The sequence below is a fragment of the Loigolactobacillus binensis genome (assembly GCF_005405165.1).
Taxonomy (GTDB): Bacteria; Bacillota; Bacilli; order Lactobacillales; family Lactobacillaceae; genus Loigolactobacillus; species Loigolactobacillus binensis.
This window is the reverse complement of sequence record NZ_BJDN01000003.1, coordinates 81,064-100,151: the sequence shown is the minus strand read 5'-3', so window position 1 is coordinate 100,151 and position 19,088 is coordinate 81,064. Positions and strand designations below refer to the sequence as shown.

The 19,088-nt window shown below is 45.3% G+C and carries 16 protein-coding genes; 8 read left to right on the top strand and 8 right to left on the bottom strand.

Annotation, left to right across the window (positions count from 1 at the left end; translation table 11 throughout):
- Positions 1-236: 236 nt before the first annotated feature.
- The gene (locus FFM78_RS02260) at positions 237-1,670 is read right to left on the bottom strand and encodes a C69 family dipeptidase (protein ID WP_137636816.1); all 1,434 of its coding nucleotides are present in this window, start codon (positions 1,668-1,670) and stop codon (positions 237-239) included.
- A 232-nt stretch (positions 1,671-1,902) separates the two neighbouring features.
- Between FFM78_RS02260 and FFM78_RS02255 the strand changes: the two genes are divergently transcribed.
- Together FFM78_RS02255 and FFM78_RS02250 are read left to right on the top strand one after the other, a co-directional pair.
- Positions 1,903-3,675: a putative glycosyltransferase family protein gene (locus FFM78_RS02255; protein WP_137636815.1), complete on the top strand. Its 1,773-nt coding sequence runs from the start codon at positions 1,903-1,905 to the stop codon at positions 3,673-3,675.
- A gap of 267 nt (positions 3,676-3,942) precedes the next feature.
- On the top strand, positions 3,943-4,368 hold the full coding sequence (locus FFM78_RS02250) for an Hsp20/alpha crystallin family protein (RefSeq protein WP_137636814.1): 426 nt from the start codon (positions 3,943-3,945) through the stop codon (positions 4,366-4,368).
- 49 nt (positions 4,369-4,417) lie between these two features.
- On the opposite strand, the gene FFM78_RS02245 is transcribed toward FFM78_RS02250, so the two are convergent.
- Together FFM78_RS02245 and spx are read right to left on the bottom strand one after the other, a co-directional pair.
- On the bottom strand, positions 4,418-4,660 hold the full coding sequence (locus FFM78_RS02245) for a hypothetical protein (protein ID WP_137636813.1): 243 nt from the start codon (positions 4,658-4,660) through the stop codon (positions 4,418-4,420).
- Between the two features lie 137 nt (positions 4,661-4,797).
- Positions 4,798-5,199 carry a transcriptional regulator Spx gene (gene spx / locus FFM78_RS02240; protein ID WP_137636812.1) on the bottom strand — a complete coding sequence of 134 codons (402 nt, stop codon included), beginning with the start codon at positions 5,197-5,199 and terminating at the stop codon, positions 4,798-4,800.
- A gap of 422 nt (positions 5,200-5,621) precedes the next feature.
- Between spx and FFM78_RS02235 the strand changes: the two genes are divergently transcribed.
- Positions 5,622-6,770 carry an RNA-guided endonuclease InsQ/TnpB family protein gene (locus FFM78_RS02235; protein WP_137636811.1) on the top strand — a complete coding sequence of 383 codons (1,149 nt, stop codon included), beginning with the start codon at positions 5,622-5,624 and terminating at the stop codon, positions 6,768-6,770.
- 194 nt (positions 6,771-6,964) lie between these two features.
- Positions 6,965-7,627, top strand: coding sequence for a potassium channel family protein (locus FFM78_RS02230; RefSeq protein WP_137636810.1), 663 nt, complete (start codon positions 6,965-6,967; stop codon positions 7,625-7,627).
- A 116-nt stretch (positions 7,628-7,743) separates the two neighbouring features.
- Here the strand turns inward: FFM78_RS02230 and FFM78_RS02225 are convergent, their stop codons facing one another.
- Positions 7,744-7,953 (bottom strand): DUF2187 domain-containing protein, encoded by a 210-nt coding sequence (locus FFM78_RS02225; RefSeq protein WP_137636809.1) that lies wholly within the window; start codon positions 7,951-7,953, stop codon positions 7,744-7,746.
- 211 nt (positions 7,954-8,164) lie between these two features.
- Complete coding sequence (locus FFM78_RS02220) at positions 8,165-8,542, bottom strand: winged helix-turn-helix transcriptional regulator (RefSeq protein ID WP_137636808.1); 378 nt, start codon at positions 8,540-8,542, stop codon at positions 8,165-8,167.
- A 180-nt stretch (positions 8,543-8,722) separates the two neighbouring features.
- Here FFM78_RS02220 and FFM78_RS02215 point away from each other — a divergent pair, with 180 nt between their 5' ends.
- The 3 genes from FFM78_RS02215 (at position 8,723) to FFM78_RS02205 (ending at position 13,652) form a co-directional block, all read left to right on the top strand.
- Complete coding sequence (locus FFM78_RS02215) at positions 8,723-9,913, top strand: MFS transporter (RefSeq protein WP_137636807.1); 1,191 nt, start codon at positions 8,723-8,725, stop codon at positions 9,911-9,913.
- A 75-nt stretch (positions 9,914-9,988) separates the two neighbouring features.
- Positions 9,989-10,453: a class Ib ribonucleoside-diphosphate reductase assembly flavoprotein NrdI gene (gene nrdI, locus FFM78_RS02210; RefSeq protein ID WP_137636806.1), complete on the top strand. Its 465-nt coding sequence runs from the start codon at positions 9,989-9,991 to the stop codon at positions 10,451-10,453.
- Positions 10,454-10,904: 451 nt separating this feature from the next.
- The gene (locus FFM78_RS02205) at positions 10,905-13,652 is read left to right on the top strand and encodes a cation-translocating P-type ATPase (RefSeq protein ID WP_137636805.1); all 2,748 of its coding nucleotides are present in this window, start codon (positions 10,905-10,907) and stop codon (positions 13,650-13,652) included.
- Positions 13,653-13,822: 170 nt separating this feature from the next.
- Here FFM78_RS02205 and FFM78_RS02200 read toward each other — a convergent pair whose 3' ends face one another.
- The gene (locus FFM78_RS02200; RefSeq protein ID WP_137636804.1) at positions 13,823-15,673 is read right to left on the bottom strand and encodes a DUF2207 domain-containing protein; all 1,851 of its coding nucleotides are present in this window, start codon (positions 15,671-15,673) and stop codon (positions 13,823-13,825) included.
- Positions 15,674-15,937: 264 nt separating this feature from the next.
- Between FFM78_RS02200 and FFM78_RS02195 the strand changes: the two genes are divergently transcribed.
- Positions 15,938-16,885 carry an L-lactate dehydrogenase gene (locus FFM78_RS02195; RefSeq protein ID WP_137636803.1) on the top strand — a complete coding sequence of 316 codons (948 nt, stop codon included), beginning with the start codon at positions 15,938-15,940 and terminating at the stop codon, positions 16,883-16,885.
- 130 nt (positions 16,886-17,015) lie between these two features.
- On the opposite strand, the gene FFM78_RS02190 is transcribed toward FFM78_RS02195, so the two are convergent.
- Together FFM78_RS02190 and FFM78_RS02185 are read right to left on the bottom strand one after the other, a co-directional pair.
- The gene (locus FFM78_RS02190) at positions 17,016-18,176 is read right to left on the bottom strand and encodes a CynX/NimT family MFS transporter (protein WP_137636802.1); all 1,161 of its coding nucleotides are present in this window, start codon (positions 18,174-18,176) and stop codon (positions 17,016-17,018) included.
- Between the two features lie 76 nt (positions 18,177-18,252).
- The gene (locus tag FFM78_RS02185) at positions 18,253-18,933 is read right to left on the bottom strand and encodes a hypothetical protein (RefSeq protein ID WP_223876981.1); all 681 of its coding nucleotides are present in this window, start codon (positions 18,931-18,933) and stop codon (positions 18,253-18,255) included.
- Positions 18,934-19,088: the final 155 nt, after the last annotated feature.

The following is a 19,088-nucleotide window of genomic DNA, read 5'->3' as shown; positions in this document are numbered from 1 at the left end:
TTAAGCACCAATTAAACTGGGTCACGCTAACAGGTGACTTCCGGCCTACTTTTCATTCAGTAGGCATGCTCCAAGCTCATCTTCGGCCAACTGATCTCGTACCCTTACACCAAACGATACTCGCTTAATAGATTAGTTTGCTTACTCTTCTCTTCATCACATTATTATTTAATTTTAATGATTGGGATAACTTTAAGCCTTTTAGAAACGACTGTCAAGGCTAAATTTAGGGTAGGCTATAAATTAGGATCCATTTTAAAGGTCAACTGGGATAATTCAGCGCCTTGCATGACTAGAGCAGCCAATAGCTTTTTAGTTGCTGCGTTGTAATGACTGGCGATCGCGTGATTTTGCGCCGTCAAATAAGCAGGCACTTGCTCGGCCGGTAAAGTCGCAACCTGCGCGTCAACGGCCGCGATCTTTTGCCGCGCCCACACCGCTAATTCCTTCTGATAATCCAGATCAGCCTGAATAAATTCCGCGTAGTGCGCTTCCACGATCATCGCCAACGTTTCATACAACCAGTAGGCACTGGTCAGCGTCAAGTTAGGCGTCACTTCGCGATAGCTGGCGTCGGTATCGGTCACATTGATGAAGAAAGGAACGTGGGGGCAGAAGCTTGGCACACCATAGCCTAACCACTGCACGCCGGCCGCTGCGCCTTTGTTAGCGGCCCGCATCTGGAGAATATGTGAATTAGCCGTCCGCGACAAAGCGATCGCCCGGTAAGTTTTCTTATCGTGTTCACTGCCATGACCTAACGGATCGTACTGGGTCTCGTTGTAATGCGATTTCAAAATATACTGAATATCCTCAACGGCAATTTTACGGTTGGCCTTGCGGATAAACGGTAACTCCGCTGACTCAGGATCCTGCTGGATTTCTGGATTTAAATAACGCTGGGCAAACCAGACCCGCGGCGTATTATAATGATGATCCTTTTCCGTATCCGTGCCAAAAATATGGCGGAAATTCCACCGATTAGCATCCGGGTTCAATTGATTAGTCGTGACAAACTGTTGAATGCCAGCCGCCCACATGTAATTTTTCGGATCATTGAAATCAATGTCCTGAATTGCGATCTGATTGGCCGCCACCGCATAGCAATCATCCGGGATGCGCACCGCGACCCATTGGTGACCAGTGACGATCTCCATGTACCACACCTCAGTCGCATCATTAAATTGAATTCCGTTACCTTCAGCCGAACCATATTTTGCGACTAAGTCACCTAAATAACGCACCCCGTCACGGGCAGAATCAATAAACGGTAACACTAGTGTGGTCAACGAATCTTCCGCCAAACCATTTTTAACGTACGGATCGTAAGCCAACACCCGCTCGTTGGCGTAGACACTTTCCGTAGCACTTTCACCAACGTTTTTTTCATTAAAGCCGTCCTCTTCATTGGGACCCGCGCTGGTATCCACATTCGGCGTTGCGGTGTAGCGATAACCAGACGCCGGCAACGGTACCGTCAAACCGTTATACGGTGACGTATAGGTTGCCTGGCGCCCACTTACTGCCGGCTGCACACAAAAGCGTTTCGGGTGGATCGCCACCACCCGGTCCTCGTTCCGTGAAATATAAGTGGCCCCATCCAACGACGCCTTTTTCCCCACCATGATCGACGTGCAGGCGGAAAGTTCGATACGCTCTGTTTCTGTCATTTGCTCGACCTCCATTTTTTGTTGTCCTTGTTATTATACCGCTAGGGCTGGCGGAGGACGAATTAAGGGGTCGAAATTATAAATACGCGCCCGCTTTTACATTAAGATCACATAAGCATTTTTCCATCAGCCTTGCTGATAGCCTATTTTTCAACGATAATAGGCGTGGGCACTTTTACGTGCAACGTAACATCATCAATTATTGGGCAAAAAACATGAAAAGTGAGGCATTATGGTGATTAAGTTTAGTGATCGGCACGGGTTAAGGAAGTTTGGCCCCTATCTTTGCTTCATTTTGTACGCTATTTTTTTAATTGCACCACAGATTTACGATCATTCGCTGATTCTAGGCGCTGATTCATTATTTCATATGAATCGTTTTTACGAAACCTACCAGCAAATCAAAACGGGCAACTTCAGTTACTTCCAAATGTTGTATGGGTTTCAACAAACGGGTAGGGTCGTTAATGCTTTATACGGGCCACTTTTCACTTACCTAATGGGCTTGCTGTTGCTGCTATTAGGCAGTTGGTACAAATTCCAGCTGGTAACCGATTTGCTAGTTTTTGTCGTTGCTGGCAGCAGCATGTTTTACCTCGCTAAAACGCTAAAAATGCGCACTGCAGTGGCCACCCTCATTGCCATGCTTTACATGACCGCCACCACTTCGATCTATTGGGGGATCAGTCAAAACTTCACCGCAATTGGCGCGGCGGTTTTGCCGTTTGTACTTCGTGCTGGCCTGCGAATGACCACCGATCATAAACGCCCACTGACGATTTTAGGGTTAGCCCTACCAGTAGCGATTTTACTGCAGATTCATTTACTCAGCGGCTTGATCGGGGTGTTAGCGTTAGTTCCTTTTCTCATTGCTGGCCTAATGACCGCTGCAAATAGATCTAAAATGTTGCAAAAGCTTGGCGGCGCGATTCTTTTGGTCGTCGGTTTAACCGGTAATATTTGGGGCGCAGTCATCGACGTGATGTTCACCAATAAACTCATCTCGCCCTTTCCCAACGATTTAACCGCTTCGGTAATGAAATTTTCCACTAATTCATTGGCCTTTACTGACTTTGGTTTGTATTTTTCGCTTCTCTTCATCGCCCAATGTATGTTAACGGTTTTTTATTGGCATAAATTGGCGGGAACGGAAAAGGTGCTTAATTTAACTGGTGCCCTATTTCTGATCTTATCAACCGGGCTTTTTCCCTGGCGTATCAGTCAACTTACTTTTCCCATGCTGCGAACCTTCTTACAATTTCCCGAACGGTTTGCGGTGATCGCCAATATTTTACTGTTAGCTGGTTTAGGGCTGAATATTAATCGTTTGCTTGCCCAGCAGCACCAACTTAAACGCCTTGTTTTGACGATCGGCGCAACCGTCGTCCTGTTGCTCGGCTTAAACGTTAACCAAATGACCAGCCAAAGCGCAGGTTGGTGGGCATCCAAGCAAGTCGTTTCCTACGCAGGTAGTGTACAGTATATGACCCAAGATAAGCACTTTATTCGCCGGGCTTTTAAAAGTCGGCAGTTAGATTGGGGCCTAAAGTTGATCGTCAAGGCCAGCCCCGATTATTTGCCAACTAGAACGATTGATGGTACTAAATTTAAGCACTACGCACGGCAAGATCCCTATGGTATCTATTCCAAGCAGGTGATCCGCAACAAGCTTAAGCTGACCCGCAAAGTCATCGACCACCATACCTTACAGGTAACCTGGACCAGTGCTAAGCAAAAGTGGGTTCAATTACCACTGATCAAATATGCCCATTCCGCCGTGACCTTAAACGGACAACGGCTCGCTGGCCACCAAATGAAGACTTCCAACATTGGTGCGCTTTCCGTTCCAGCTAAAAAAGGAACCAATGTACTGACCTTGAAATATGTCCCTGGGCTACCCGTTATTGGGGCGGCGGTGTTGACCGTGCTGACTTGGTTAGGCGTACTCCTAGCACAATTAAGTCGCAGCAGGCGGCGCGCACGACTAAAATCTAGGCACAACTAAGCAGTCAAGAACAACAGCTACTAACCAAAAGTCGCTGGGCACTATGGCTGCAAAGCGGTCACTGATTATGTTTTGCTTGGTCAACTGCACTTCTGCTAGCGCATTGAACCAGCTAAACAAATTATTTTGAGCGGCGCTATTTTCTCCCGGAGCTAGCTATAACTCACTTTTTAAGCCATGCATAAGATTTAACATGCCCAAATGACCACGTTATAATAAAAGAACGCGAGAAGCGTGCTAAATCATATGGAAAGGGAGTCTTATGCTATGACGAACGAAGTGACAAACGAGGCAAATGATCGGCGGTTGGATCCATTTGAGCGGCTGTACCGGCAACTATTTCCTAATTACCCGTCAACCTTCAGTGACAAAGTTTTGAAAACTGATATCAAAGAACGTGACCATGATTACGTGGTTGCCATTGATGTTCCTGGCATCGACAAGAAAGACATCCACCTCAATTATGACAACGACACTTTAAGCATCGGCGTCCGCAAAGACAGTTTCGGCGATCATGAGGACAAGGACGGCAACTTACTGATGTCCGAACGCCACTATGGCCGCATGAGCAGAAGTTACCGGCTACCCAACGTGGACCCTCACGGTATTACGGCTAAAAATGATAATGGTATTTTAACCATTACTTTGCCCAAACGGCCTGACAGCCCAGCTAGCCACATTGAAATCGAATAGGTAAATACAGGAAAGGCCGCTAGCGCAATTACTACGTTAGCGGCCTTTTTCAGTCGGCAACATGCTCGCGACCATAATTTTGGCCATCATCCTGCGCCCCAATCATTTTATTAAACTGGGCGAGCTCAGATGCTGGATCCTGCCAAATTTTTGGAAAAATTGGTTGGGGCCGGTACTGCAGTGTGCCGTCAGCCAATTTTTCAACAGCATAAGTCATATCAGCGGCAATTCTAAATTCTGCTGGAACTGGTATGACAACCTCAGTGCCCGTTTGTTTTGTCCTAACGTGCATTATAACGCACCCCCTTTTTTCATTTTAACAAAAAAAGCCCCTTACCATAAAGATCACGGTAAGAAGCTTGGTACTTGGTAATCTATGCTGCACTAATTTGATCAACAAATTTAGCCTAGACGCTTTTTCAATCCACTCTAGATTGCTAAACGCGCACGGACTTTTTCCATTTCTAGTTGGCGGGTCTTGCGTGGTAAGAAGCGCCGAATTTCTTCTTCATTGTAGCCAATTTGCAATCGTTTATCATCAAACATGATCGGCCGTTTCAGTAAGTCTGGGTGTTGCGCAATTAATTTGATTAATTCACTAGTTGAGATGGTGTCCAAATCAATATGCAATTTGCCGAAAATCTTTGCTCGTGTCGAGATAATATCTTCGGTACCATTCTCAGTCAGACGCAACAGGCGTTTAACTTCATCCTGACTTAGTGGTTGCGCCATGATATTCCGTTCCATAAATGGAATTTCGTGGTCGCGGAACCAAGCGCGGGCCTTGCGGCTGGATGCATTGCTTGATGACGTGTAAAGTTGTACGGTCATTTAAAACGCCCCTTTGTCAAAAATTTTTGTACGACAACACAAATAATTCATAACTTATTATTTGTAAGTAAATTATAACAATAATCGGATCTAAATACAATAGGTTGCGCAAAATTTTTTAATTTTTTATTTTAACATAAGTTAACTAAAACGACCAGTAATTGACTTTCGCACAACATCAGGCGCTTTGACTGCGTTTCTAGGGCAAGCATGCTATGATAGAAGTAACTTTTTAACCTTTTTTGCAGGAGGAAACAATCATTAGAAAAAATATGTAATAAAGCAGAAATAAATAGAAAAGTAAGCCGCTATTCATAAAAGTAAATATGAAGCTGAACAGCATGACTATTATTTAATCTGATGATATGATGTGTATAAGGAAGAAACGAAAAACAGCGCCGATTTGATTGGTGGTGCAACGAATGCTGCGGGCACAAAAGGTTAGACTTTATCCCAACCGGCATATGGTAAAAGTTCTCGATAGTCTTTGCGATTATCGCCGTTATTGTTGGAATCAAGGTCTAGCAACTTGGAACGACATGTACGATTTACACACAATTGAGCATAGTAGTCTCCGACCGAGCGCTTATTCTGTGCGCAATGAGCTGGTGGCCGCTAAAGCTGATTGGCAATATGGGTTGTCGGCAAGAACTTTACAGTTGGCAATAGCTGATCTTGGGAAGTCTTGGCAGAATTTTTTTGATAAAAGCCTGCCTGATTGGGGTAAGCCGAGATTTAAGTCAAAGCGCGCGCCACGGCAAGGTTTTAAAACGGATCGCGCTAAAATTATAAATGGTAAGCTGCGGTTGGATAGACCGCGTGACGTTAAAGTTTGGTATGACATCCGGATTAACAGACATGTTGATTTAACCGGTGTACTCAAAGTGGTTAGTATTTACCGTGAAAATGGCCAATATTGGGCTAGTTTACCGTTTGAAGTTGCGGTTGAAGCTAAGCCTAAAACGGGCAAAAGTTCGGCAGTTGATGTTAATGTTGGCCATCTGAACTACACAGCCGGCGTGGTCAACACGCTACCTACGCGCTTGCAAAGATTGTATCAGCGCATTAAATTTTATCAGAAACGCTTAGCCCGCAAACGGGTCGTGAATGGCAAACAGGCAACTAAAAGCAATAATTACCAAGCAACGAGAGCCAAGTTGCAACGGGATTATCGCAAGGTGACCAATATCCAGCATGATATCATGCAGAAGTTCACGACTCAGTTAGTGACTGATTACGACAGAATAGTCATTGAAGATCTATCAGTTAAAAAAATGCAGATGACACATGTGGCTTCAAAAGGCCTGCAACGGTCGATGTTTGGCTATTTCCGCCAAACATTGAGCTACAAGTGTGAGTGGTATGGTAAAGTGTTGATTTTGGCTGATAAGCATTATCCGTCAACCCAACGTTGCTCAAAATGCGGCTATATCAAGTCCGGCAACGATAAAATTACTTTGCAAGGAAATATCGCGCACAAAACCAAGCACCACGAATATGTTTGTTATCACTGTGGCGCGACACTTGAACGCAATGAGAATGCCGTGACTAATTTATTAGCATTAATCTAAAACAAAGGGGCAGGCTTTGCCCTGATGCTGTCCTAGTTGGTCAATGTGATTACGCCCTGGTGGCCTATCGGAATACCAGCGTCTTAACGGCAGCGAGTAAAATAATGAAAGGAAAAATGCAATCTTTCTAAATGTGGTAATTCGTAACGATTACCTACATTACTCTATATTTTGCATAGCAGGCTAACTTACTAATGAAACAAAATTTTGCCGTGATCGGTTTAGGTCGTTTTGGTACCAGTATTTGCCGCGTACTGGCCGCTGAAGAACAAGATGTATTGGCGATCGACGTTAACGAAGAACGGGTCAATACGCTGGCCGCTGTGACTACTCAGGCAATTGTCGCTGATGCGCAGGATGAAGAAACCCTGCGCTCACTGGAGATCGGTAAATTCGATCACGTCATCGTTGCTATTGGTAAAAATATTCAGGCTAATATTTTGGTGACCTTGATCGTCAAAGAACTAGGCGTGCCTGATATCACGGCTAAGGCGGAAAATGATACCCACGCACGGGTGTTAAAACGGATCGGCGCTGATCAAGTGGTTCACCCCGAACGTGACATGGGCGCTCGGGTAGCACACCACTTGTTGTCACCGAATATTTTAAACTATTTAGCGATCAATGATGATGTTACAATGGCCGAAGTCAAAATGACCAGCCCTGAATTTGTCGGTAAAAGCTTAACCGAGCTCAGTTTTCATCAGCGCTTTGGCCTCACTGTGATCGCGATCCAACACGGCGATCAGGTCACAGTCTCTCCAGCTGGCAGTGACGTCGTCCAACTTAACGATGAGCTGTCAGTAGTCGGGCCGACCAAAGCCGTTGATAAATTAAACGATCAGATGACAAAATGATCGCAATCAATGACCGTAAATAAGTAACGCAAGTAATTCTAACACTAACTGAAGACGACCAACCTGCTTTAAATTAAAAAAGAGCAAAATCGCGATCACGATTTTGCTCTTTTAGTTTATTTAGCAGCAACTAGTTTCATTTTACCGAAACTGATCACAGCTTTATTTTGCAAATCTTGGATGTTCATACTATCGGTTTTAGCGTCGTAGTCGGTAATGTTAACTAATGCGGAGTTTTCATAAACTTTTTCGATCACACCAGAAAAATCTGCTTCCATATTACCGTTGGCCTTGCAGCGTACAGTGTTGCCTATTTGAATGTCCATAGCGCTTCCTCCATCTCGTATAGCTGATAATATAGCGCATATATTACCGCGTCTATAACAAGAATGCAAGTAAAATATCAGCTACCAAAAAAAGTCTTTAGATAAAATTAGAAAGTGCCACCAAAGGTTGTTAGCCCGCCAGCACAAAATCGGCAAATACCAACTTAATAACCGGCCCTGCCCTGGCGCTAATACTGGCTGCGGTGCCTAGCTACTGCTGTGAACTTGCGGCAACGTCATCCCATTGTAAAAGCTTAACGGCTTCGCCTTGCGCTTGCCGCCGGTCAACGTTTTCTTCACCCCAAACGCACAACTGATGCAAAATGTCTTCCAAACTTTCCCCATAATCAGTTAGGCTGTATTCTACTTTTGGCGGCACTTGCTGATAAACTGTGCGGCAAACAATATTAGCAGCTTCTAATTCCCGCAACTGCTGAGTCAACATTTTCTGTGTAATTTTAGGGATCGCGCGACGTAATTCGCCAGTTCGCAAAACACCTTTACGTAAATGGCAGAGAATGATCGGCTTCCATTTACCACCAATCACTTCCATCGTTGCTTCAACGCCAATATTATAAGTTTTAGCCATTATTTGCTCCTTTCTATAGGTACTTTTTAGTCCCTATGGTACAAAATAGTGCGTAATTGTTTTTTTGAAACCACCACGTATAATAGCAAATTGTACCACGACTTCAAGTCCGTGGCCAATCAAGTTGCTGCCACGAAACGGGCAGCAGCACAAAATTTTATTATATGAGGAGTGTACAGAATGACCCAAAAACAAATTGCCCCGACCTGGACGTTGCTTGCTTTAGCCATCAGTGCTTTTGCCATCGGCTCAACTGAATTTATTAGTGTCGGTTTAATGCCCCTACTAGTTAAAAGTTTCGGGATCACCGTCAGCCAGGCTGGCTGGACCGTTTCCATTTACGCGCTAGGGATCACTGTTGGTGCCCCATTATTAACGTTGCTCACTGGTCAATTTGACCGTAAACAGCTGATGATCGGAATCATGACTTTATTCGTGGCCAGTAATTTATTGGCCGCCGTTGCCCCGACCTTTGCCGTTTTATTAGTCGCCCGCGTATTGGCCGCCTTTGCCCACGGTTTATTCATGTCAGTCGCTTCCGTGATCGCTGCGGATGTGGTTGCGCCAGCAAAACGTGCCTCCGCCATCGCCGTTATGTTTACCGGATTAACTGTTGCTACGGTAACCGGGGTGCCGTTGGGAACTTTCATTGGCCAAATCGCTTCTTGGCACATGTCGTTTCTATTTATTAGTGCCATTGGCGTGATCGGCCTGATCGCCAATTTATTATTAATTCCCCGCAATCTCCCCCGCCCTGGCAAAACGGATCCACGCGGCTTGTTGCGCATTCTATTAAACCCATGGCTGCTAACAGCGTTATTGATCACTGCTTTAGGTTACGGTGGTACTTTCACGGTTTACACTTTCTTAAGCCCACTATTGGAAACAAAAATGGGTTGGTCCACATCTGCCGTTGTCATTATCTTAGTGATCTACGGCTTAATGGTTGCTTTAGGCAACACATTAGGTGGACGCTGGGCTAATTTACAGCCACTAAAGGCATTATTGAAAATGTTCGTTGGTTTAGCCTTAACACTAGTGGTTTTAGCGTTCACAGCACAAATGCACATTCTAGGTTTATTGACCGTTTTAGTGATGGGGCTGTTCGCCTTCATGAATGTTCCGGGCTTACAATTATATATTGTTAACTTAGCGGAAATGTATACCCCAAATGACATTACCTTAGCGTCATCATTGAATATTCCCGCGTTCAATATTGGTATTGCTTTAGGCTCTTTGATCGGTGGCCAAGTCACCGCTAAAATTGGTTTGGCCGCGACACCACTTTTCGGCGCGTTGATGGTCGGTGCAAGTCTTATTTTAGTTGGCTTACTGTTACGCCAGGCTGTAATGGCCACAAGCACTAAATAAGGTAGCAGGCGCTCTTTAGTGCCACGATATTTTGTGGTACCATGGAAATACTACTGAATAGAAGAGGTGGCCACAATGCCTGCACCAATTAATATTTTATATATTTCCATTTCTGGTAATACCCGTTCCTTTGTTGAAGATCTACAAGAATTTGCGGAACAGCAACATCAAATTGCAGCCGACCAACCGCTGATCACGCTGAAAGAAATCTCTGAAGCCAGTCCATTAGTTGATGAGACTGTTCCTTATTTTGCTTTTGTACCCACTTATTTAGATGGGGGTAATGGCATTGATAACGGTGTTAAAGAATTATTGACCACCGTTCTTGGCGAATACATTGCCTACCACACTAATCGTAAATACTGCCTGGGAGTTGTCGGTTCTGGCAACCGTAATTTCAACGAACAGTATTGTTTGACTGCTAAGCGCTATGCCCGCGACTATGGCTTCCCCTTTATCGGCGATTACGAGTTGCGCGGAACGTCAACCGATGTTAAGCGAATTTACGCCACATTGCAGCAAATCGCTGCTACTCATTAAGCTTTAGTGGGTGCCCTAAAACAAGCGTTTTGCAGTTTGACCACTAAAGTACATGTGAACAAAGTCAGTTAGCGGACGGGGCCAAAGTTTCGCGGGTCACCGATGTTGGGTTGCAAGCAAGCTTTAAGGCTTTAAAAAGCAGCTTGCTACTTTAGTGATGCTGATCTTGAAAAATAAGCCGCCAACAGATACGGTTAATAGCACCAGTAAAGGTAGCGCAAAACTACTTTTACTGGTGCTATTTATTTCCTGATTTTAACTTCAAATTGAAAATAGCACACGGCTAAAGTCAGGTACACCACCGCAGCGGATCAACTAGGTGCTCTGCTTATGGCCGTTCACTACTTCGGTAATTCGGTGGAGTTGCTCCTTTTTTGTTTTTTCTACTTTTTAGCACTATACTGGCGTTAAAAGTAGCGTAGCGGTTCAAAAAAATAGGGAGTGATATGTGATGGCGCAACAAAAAATTAAAGCAGCCGGTATGTATGCTGAGCAACCTTTAAAGCAGGTCTATCAGCAATTTAAAACTAGTGCTGCTGGTTTAAGTAGTCATGAGGCCCAAACGCGTTTGACCACTTATGGCCCTAACACGATTCAACGTGGCCAGCGACAATCACAATTCAAATTATTCATCAAAAATTTTACTAGTTTAATGGCGCTGCTCCTGTGGGTCAGCGGGGTGATCGCCTTATTCGCTGGTATGTTAGAATTGGCCATCGCGATTTGGGCGGTCAACTTGATCAACGGCTGCTTCAGTTTTTGGCAAGAACATGCGGCCCAAAAGGCGACAGACTCTTTACGGCAAATGCTACCGGCATATACTCAGGTTTTGCGCGATGGTCAGCAACAACGCATTGACGCGGCAGAATTAGTACCAGGTGATATTTTTACGATCCAAGCCGGCAACAGTATTTCGGCCGATGCTCGCTTATTGAGTGCCACTGGCCTTCAAGTCGATGAATCCGCGTTGACCGGTGAATCAGTACCCGAGTCGAAAACAGTAGCTTATCAGCCTGGCGATGGTAAATTTGCTGAAACCAACATTGTTTATGCAGGTACCATGGCCGCCAGTGGCAACGCTCAAGCCGTGGCCTTAAATACCGGAATGGCCACTGAATTTGGTCAAATTGCTCAGTTGACCCAAAACCAACGGCCAAATATTAGTCCGTTGCAAAAGGAACTGAATCATTTGACCCAACAAATTTCTTTGTTGGCTATTTTAGTCGGGGTGCTGTTTTTCATTTTAGCCATTTTCTTTGTTCACTATCCCGTGGCTAAATCCTTTATTTTCGCTTTAGGTATGATCGTTGCCTTTATTCCTGAAGGCTTACTGCCAACAGTTACCCTGTCACTGGCTCAAGGTGTTCAACGGATGGCCAAAAAGCATGCGTTGGTCAAAGACCTAGCCAGTGTGGAAACTTTAGGCGAAACTACGGTGATCTGTTCTGACAAAACTGGTACCCTGACTCAAAATCAAATGACGGTCAATCATATTTGGTTGCCCAGTCGTGAATACACCGTTAGTGGGCAAGGCTACGTTAACAATGGTCAAATCGAAAACTATACTTTTGGCCAAGCTGCTGATCTAGATCTACTATTGCAGATCAGTGTGCTCAATAATAATACCACCGTTAAAGCACCAGCTAGTGCCGGCCAACAGGCTAAGATTTTAGGCACGCCAACCGAAGCGGCTTTGATCATCTTAGCAGAAAAAGCGCAGCTAGACTTACCAAGTTTGCAAGCAAAATTGCCGCGGCAACAAGAGTTTCCTTTTGATTCGGAACGCAAACGGATGACCACGATCCACCGTGATCACGGCCAGACAGTTGCCTATGTTAAAGGTGCGTTGGATGGCTTACTGGCCATCAGCACCACGATTTTAGATCACGGTCAAGTTCGGCCGCTGACCGCTGCCGATCAACAAAACATTCTCGCCGCCGATAAGCAGTTTGCGGCTAAGGGTTTACGTTCTCTGGCAATGGCCTACCGCAAACTAGACGCTCAAGCCGCCAGCGATCAGGCCAGCGTTGAACAGCAACTGACCTTTGTTGGCCTTACCGTTATGGCCGATCCACCACGGCCAGAAATCTATGCTGCAGTGGCCAAATGTCATGCGGCCAATATTCGGATCATCATGGTCACTGGTGATAGTGCACTAACTGCCAAAAGTATTGCTACCAAAATCGGCATCACCAGTGACCAAGCCCGGGTGGTTACCGGTACTGAATTAGCACAAATGTCCGATGCTGACCTGAAAACGGCCTTAAGCGCTGAACTGATCTTCGCTCGGGTAGCACCTGAACAAAAATACCGGGTGGTCACCATGTTACAAAGCATGGGCGAAGTTGTGGCCTCAACTGGCGACGGCGTCAACGATGCACCGGCGCTAAAAAAAGCCGATATCGGTGTGGCGATGGGTATGACTGGTACCGACGTTGCCAAAGACGCTGCCGACATGATTTTAACCGATGATAACTTTGCTTCAATTGTTGCCGCAATTGAAGAAGGCCGCACCGTTTATAGTAATATTCAAAAGTTTCTGCTTTATATTTTAAATAGTAATTTACCGGAAGCGGCACCGTCAGTCGTCTTTCTTTTCAGTCGCGGCTTCGTACCATTGCCACTGACCGTCATGCAAATTTTGACCGTTGACTTAGGCACCGACATGCTACCCGCATTGGGGTTAGGCGCAGAACGTAGTGAGCCAGGCATTATGGAGCAGCCACCGCGGGCGCACAATGCCCACTTGCTTAACCGGCGGATCATTTGGAAAGCTTTTGGTTGGTACGGTTTGATTGCGGCTATTTTATCCACCGGCGGTTACTTCGTGACCAACCACCTTAATGGTTGGCCCCAAGCAGCATTAGCGGCCAGTGGCTTCGATTATCGCCAGGCCACGACCATGACTTTGGCCACGATTATTTTCTGTCAAATTGCCGCGGCTCTGAATTGCCGCACCCAACGTTCTTCAGTACTCAAAGTTGGTCTGTTCAGTAATCGCAAAATTATTGGCGGGATTATTTTTGAAGTATTTTTATTATTTGCTTTAATGTACATTCCCGAATTGCAAGTTATTTTCAATACAGCACCACTGCGCGGTGGTGAATGGCTTTATCTGTTGGCGATCCCAATTCCATTGGTGTTGATCGAAGAAGCCCGCAAGTATGGCTTACGCCGCCACGCAGCGGCAGATCGTTAAAAATAAGCACAAACAAATACGGATTGACAACTATTTTGGCTGTCAGTCCGTATTTGTTTTTCAGTGAAATTAGATGAAGTTTGGGGTTTGGGGTATATGAACAATATAAAGGCAGCAGCTTAAACTAACCTTAAAGACACAAAAAATTTTTAAATTAATTGTGCGCGCCGTTAAAAGGCACCACCACCGGAACCACCACCAAAGCCGCCAGAATTCCCGCCGGAAAAGCCGCCAGAACCCCCACTACCACTAGAACTAGCGCTGTGACTTGCCGAAAGGCTGCTGCCGAAACCGCTAGTAAAAGCTTCGCCAAAATCGGCCTGGCCACCAAAACCACCATAGCCATAAATAAATAGCGGGTAATTGATCGGCATTCCTGTGGCCAGTTGCGCTTCACTAAAGTTAAGTTTCAACGCAGCAACAACTTTATCGGCAACCCCAAAGGCCACAGCATAAGGCAGAATTCGATCCCATAAAATCAAATCACCGACCTGCGCCATATCAAAATGACCAACATCGGTTAACATTTGTTTGAAACCTTGCAACTCATTGATTTTTTGCGCTCCTAATTGTGTGTAGCGTGGTAGATCATGTTTTTTGATCACCAATAATAACCAACTAATAATCACCAACAACGCAGCAATGATCCATAACGGCAGCCGCACATTAGGAAAAGTGAAAAACGCTGCAGCACTAGCACCTAGTGCAAAGACAAGCGCCGCAACAGCAACGATCCAAAGCCGATTACGAATCTGCCCATTAAGCGTGTTTTCGTAATGCAATTCATCTGCAGCACCACGAACGCGCATTTCCCAGTCCTCATAAGCGCGATTAAGCCGGCCATTTTTATCTGTCCGCCCGTAATTCTTAATATCGAGTAAGGACACCCCACCATCATGATCGCGCCGCGGTACCGTTTCAAATAGTAGCTTAAAAATCCGTTCATTATGCGTGAAGTTAGCCGTTGGTGCCAATTCAAAGGTATCCTTGTGACCAACTTTAACTGGCGTGATGGTGATCTGCTTAGCCACCGCCAGATCCATTAACGTCGCCGTAAAGGCCTTTTTATTTGGGCCAAAGGCATTGAGTAAGCGTTGCGCGACCGCCGGCGGATACTCAGGAAGATCGTACCAGTGCTTGACCGGTACTGGCGCTGGATAGCGCTGTGCCGGATGACGGCGTAACCAGATAATTTGACTGATCAAGATCACGCCACCTAGAAGCAGACTCACACCAGCGATCAAACCTGGGATCAATTGCGCTCGCTGCCGCTGCGCATTGGCCTCAGCCGCAAACTTGGCCTCCTGCTGCTGCACTGCTTTCTTCCGTGCTTTGGTGCTGGTTTTCTGATTGGCTGCGGTAACGGTGGTGGGAAAAAGTAAATGGCTTTCAACATAAGTGTTAGCCGGATTCTTTGCCAACGTGATCACTACCCGTCCAGCCTTTCGTTGTACTTTCGTATGACCGGATAATTGTCCGTGCGTCCACGCCTGCAACTGCGACACGTTTTTTGCCGGCAATTGAATGGTCACCTTAACATTATTCAAGGGTACATCCCAGCCAGTACCGATCACTTTCCAGTTTAGCTCGGCGGTATCACGGTAATTTGTCACCACGCCGTTAAGCCGGTACCGGTAAATAAACGTTGCCGTATCATCGCTGATCGGATAAAAGACCTTTAATTGCTGCTGGTCATCACTATTAGTCGTCGTGTATGTCCCGGCCGTTTCGTTGTTACTGGCAGTCAGCGTTTGCAAATGGCCACTGCTATTAACGACCCCCACTGATGTTTGGCTCATACCACCGATTCCCGCCAAATCCTGATTATAGTAAACACCGTTAAAATCACCATCAAAATCATAGCGAATTTTCTGCACAACTGTTGCACTACCATCTTTAGCTACATCAATTGCCATGGCGTAATCCGTAATAGTATAACTTTTTGCTTGTACCACCGGTGCCCAAACTAAGAAGACTAACGCTCCAGCTAATAACCATAGCCAATTTAATCGTTGCCGCATCATCTAACCCCCTTCACGATCTATTTAATCTTTATTTTACCATGGTCCAACAAACGTCACAAAAAAATACTTTAGGTAACTTAATTACCTATTGCTACTTATTTAATTAAATAAAGTTTCAAACGTATTTATTTAATTAAATAGCCATAAATGTTTGCATAAATCTTATTTTTTATCATAAATTGGGTTGACATTCGTTTATTACCGTCCTAAAATAAGCTACATAAATTAAAATTAAATGATAAAAAAATGAGGAGTGATTGAATGCGTAAATACGGAATTATTGGTGTGGGCCATGTTGGCGCCACAACTGCTTATACTTTGGTGACCAAAGGAATTGCGGACGAACTCATCCTCCTCGATGATCATAATGAGGCCAAAGCGATGGCCGAAAAATTAGATTTAGAAGATGCACAGGCCCGTTTGGATACACGTACTCGTATCAAAGTCGGTGATTACGCCGAACTGGCTAACGCTGATATATTATTTGTCACTGCTGGTAATATTCATGCATTGGATAACGCTAGTGGCAATCGTTGGGCCGAATTTAGTTATACTCGCGAAATCGTTCAGGATATTGCACCTAAAATCAAGGCCTCTGGCTTTAAAGGCGTTTTGATCGACGTGATGAATCCCTGTGATTGCATCACTTATTACTTACAACAAACAACAGGTTTACCCCAAAGTCACGTATTAGGTACCGGAACCTTTCTCGATACCGCCCGCATGCAAAAAGTCGTTAGTGATCAATTTGATGTTGATCCTAAAAACGTCACCGGTTATGTCTATGGTGAACACGGTGAATCGCAATTTTCTGCTTGGTCGACCGTTCGTGTTAACGGCCTACCGATCCGTGCATTAGCGGCTGAGCAAAACGTTGATCTCAGCGAATTAGAAGATGCTGCTCGTCGTGGTGGTTGGGCTGTTCATTCTGGCAAAGGCTATACGAGCTACGCCATCGCCACTTGTGCGGTCAAACTCAGTCAGGCTGTTTTAGCTGATGCTAACTTAGCTTGCCCGTGCTCCGCTTATAGTGAAAAATACCATACTTACGTTGGCCAACCTGCCATTATCGGTAAGGAAGGTGTCGTTAGCGTCACTGAATTACCATTGACCGCCGCTGAAGAAGCCAAGTTCAAACGTTCCGCAGACTTGATCCGCGAAAGATTTGAAACCTTGCCAGGCATGGCCAAGGCTGTTAAAACGGCCTAACAATAAAAAACGTGTTCCTTAAGGTTAACCACCTTGGGGAACACGTTTTTTCTTCTTCGCTGCATTAAACTCTACAATCAGGCTAAGGCTGATCAACCCAAAAGTTTAGCAACGCCGGCCGCTATTTGATCTAATCAAACACCGTTTTGCGCCGCTCCACTGCTAGACCAGCGAGTAACATCCCTAAATCCAAAATAATTAAAATAATTAGCAACAAGGTCCACGAATGTAACGCACCATAAATCACACCAAAGGAAACGGGGCCGATTGCAGCTAATAAATAGCCCGCTGCTTGGGCCATACCGGAAATAGCCGCCGTTTCAGCAGCCGTCGTTGTTTTCAGGCTGAATAACGTCATACATAGACCAAAAGCACCGGTGCTGGCCAAACCCAATAGCATACAGAGTAATCCTAAATACCATAATGACCGACTGGGAATGATCAATCCCGCTAACCCTAAAGCAAAAGTGATACAGATCACCCAGATCAAGCGGCTCTGACGCTGTGCTTTAGCCGCTATATTAGGCACTAAATAGGCCGCCGGTAAAGCCGCTAACTGGAATAGACCTAACATCAGACCAGAAGTTGTTTGTGGTACCCCGCGGCTGGTCATAATTTTAGGTAGCCAGGTCAGCACCGTATAAAAAAGTAAGGATTGGATCCCCATGGTGATCGTCATGATCCACGCACCACGCATTTGCCAAACAGAACGGCTTTGCTGTAATTTGCTTTTGACTAACCGATGATTTAAGCGTAAATTAGGCACCCACAATAAAGCGATCACACCAGCAATAAACGCTAAGATCTGGACAATAGGTTGCCACCCAAACTGTTTAGCTAACGGAACGCTGAAACCAGCACCGATCGCACTAAATAAGGTCATTGCAAAAGTGTACATACTGGTGACGCCACCGATCCGCTGCGGAAAATGATCCGCGATCACCGCTGGCACCAAAACATTCATGACGGCAATGCCGACCCCTAAGCACAGCGTGCCGATCAGCAACCAAATAGCACTGAATCCGCGTACAAAATCACCAATCGTCAAGAAAACTAGGGCAACTAAAATCGTCAGTTCATTACCCCAGCGCCGCGCTAACTGCGGTGCTAACGGTGACAATAGGGCAAAACAAAGCAGCGGAATCGTCGTCAAACTACCTAATAAGCTAGCCGGTAATTGAAAACTTTGTTGGATCATATCCAATAACGGTGGTATTGAGGTGATCGGCATCCGCAGACAAGTCCCGACCAATACAATGCCCAACAATAACCAACGATAACGCTTTTCCACTTCCAACCCCTCCACTTCGCAAAAATTAATTTTTTGAAAAAGGTGCCACCAGCTATTTGGTCGCACCTTAATTTAACTACTCAACCCGCACAAAAATCCCTAATGGATCAACCACGATCTGACTGACATCAGCTGTTTGATAATATAACGCTGCATTTTCACCGGCAGTATTTAGCATATTGACCTGCGGTAAGTCCAGTGCTGAATTCACTAAAGCAGTTTGGCGGGTGGCCCGATAAGCCTTAATCGTTTCCTTATAGATCGCATGGCCAGTCGTCCAATTCATGCCGGCAAATTGATATAACAGCGGTGCCGTGGTGAATTGCAAGGAATTTTGTTGCGGATTGACGATCGGCTGGGCGTGGGTCGCCGCGTAGATCGTTTTAGCCACGTAGTCCCCTTTTCGCTGTTGATAAGCTGCCATAAAATCCTGCAGTGAATACAAACTAGCAAAATAACGTAGCTGCCCCGTAAAATGATAATACTTAGCAGTACTAACGCTAGTACCGATATAGCTGACGACCATGACGTGCCCCTTATGATCGTTACTGACCGTTAATAGCGCTAATTTTTTATGTTTGTATTGCAAATAAACTGCCGGGATCCGGTAAGTTTTTTGCTGATAGCGATAATTCTCAATTTTTCCGGCAAATGGTGCCTGTTGCGTAGCTACTTTCGTGGCGGCTTGACTAGGCGTCGGTAATAACAAGCACCCTAACAAAACCACCAGCCAACTTAATCGTTTCAATCGCATCATTGATTCCTTCATACTTTCTTTTGATTAACTTCAGCCTGCACGCCTAAAGTATGTTGCATTCATTTTAGCATAATTTAACCGTTGATTGCGGCCGCCACAACAAATTCTTGGTGACATCAATTAAGTAACTTGCTTTAGTTTAATCAACAGTTAGC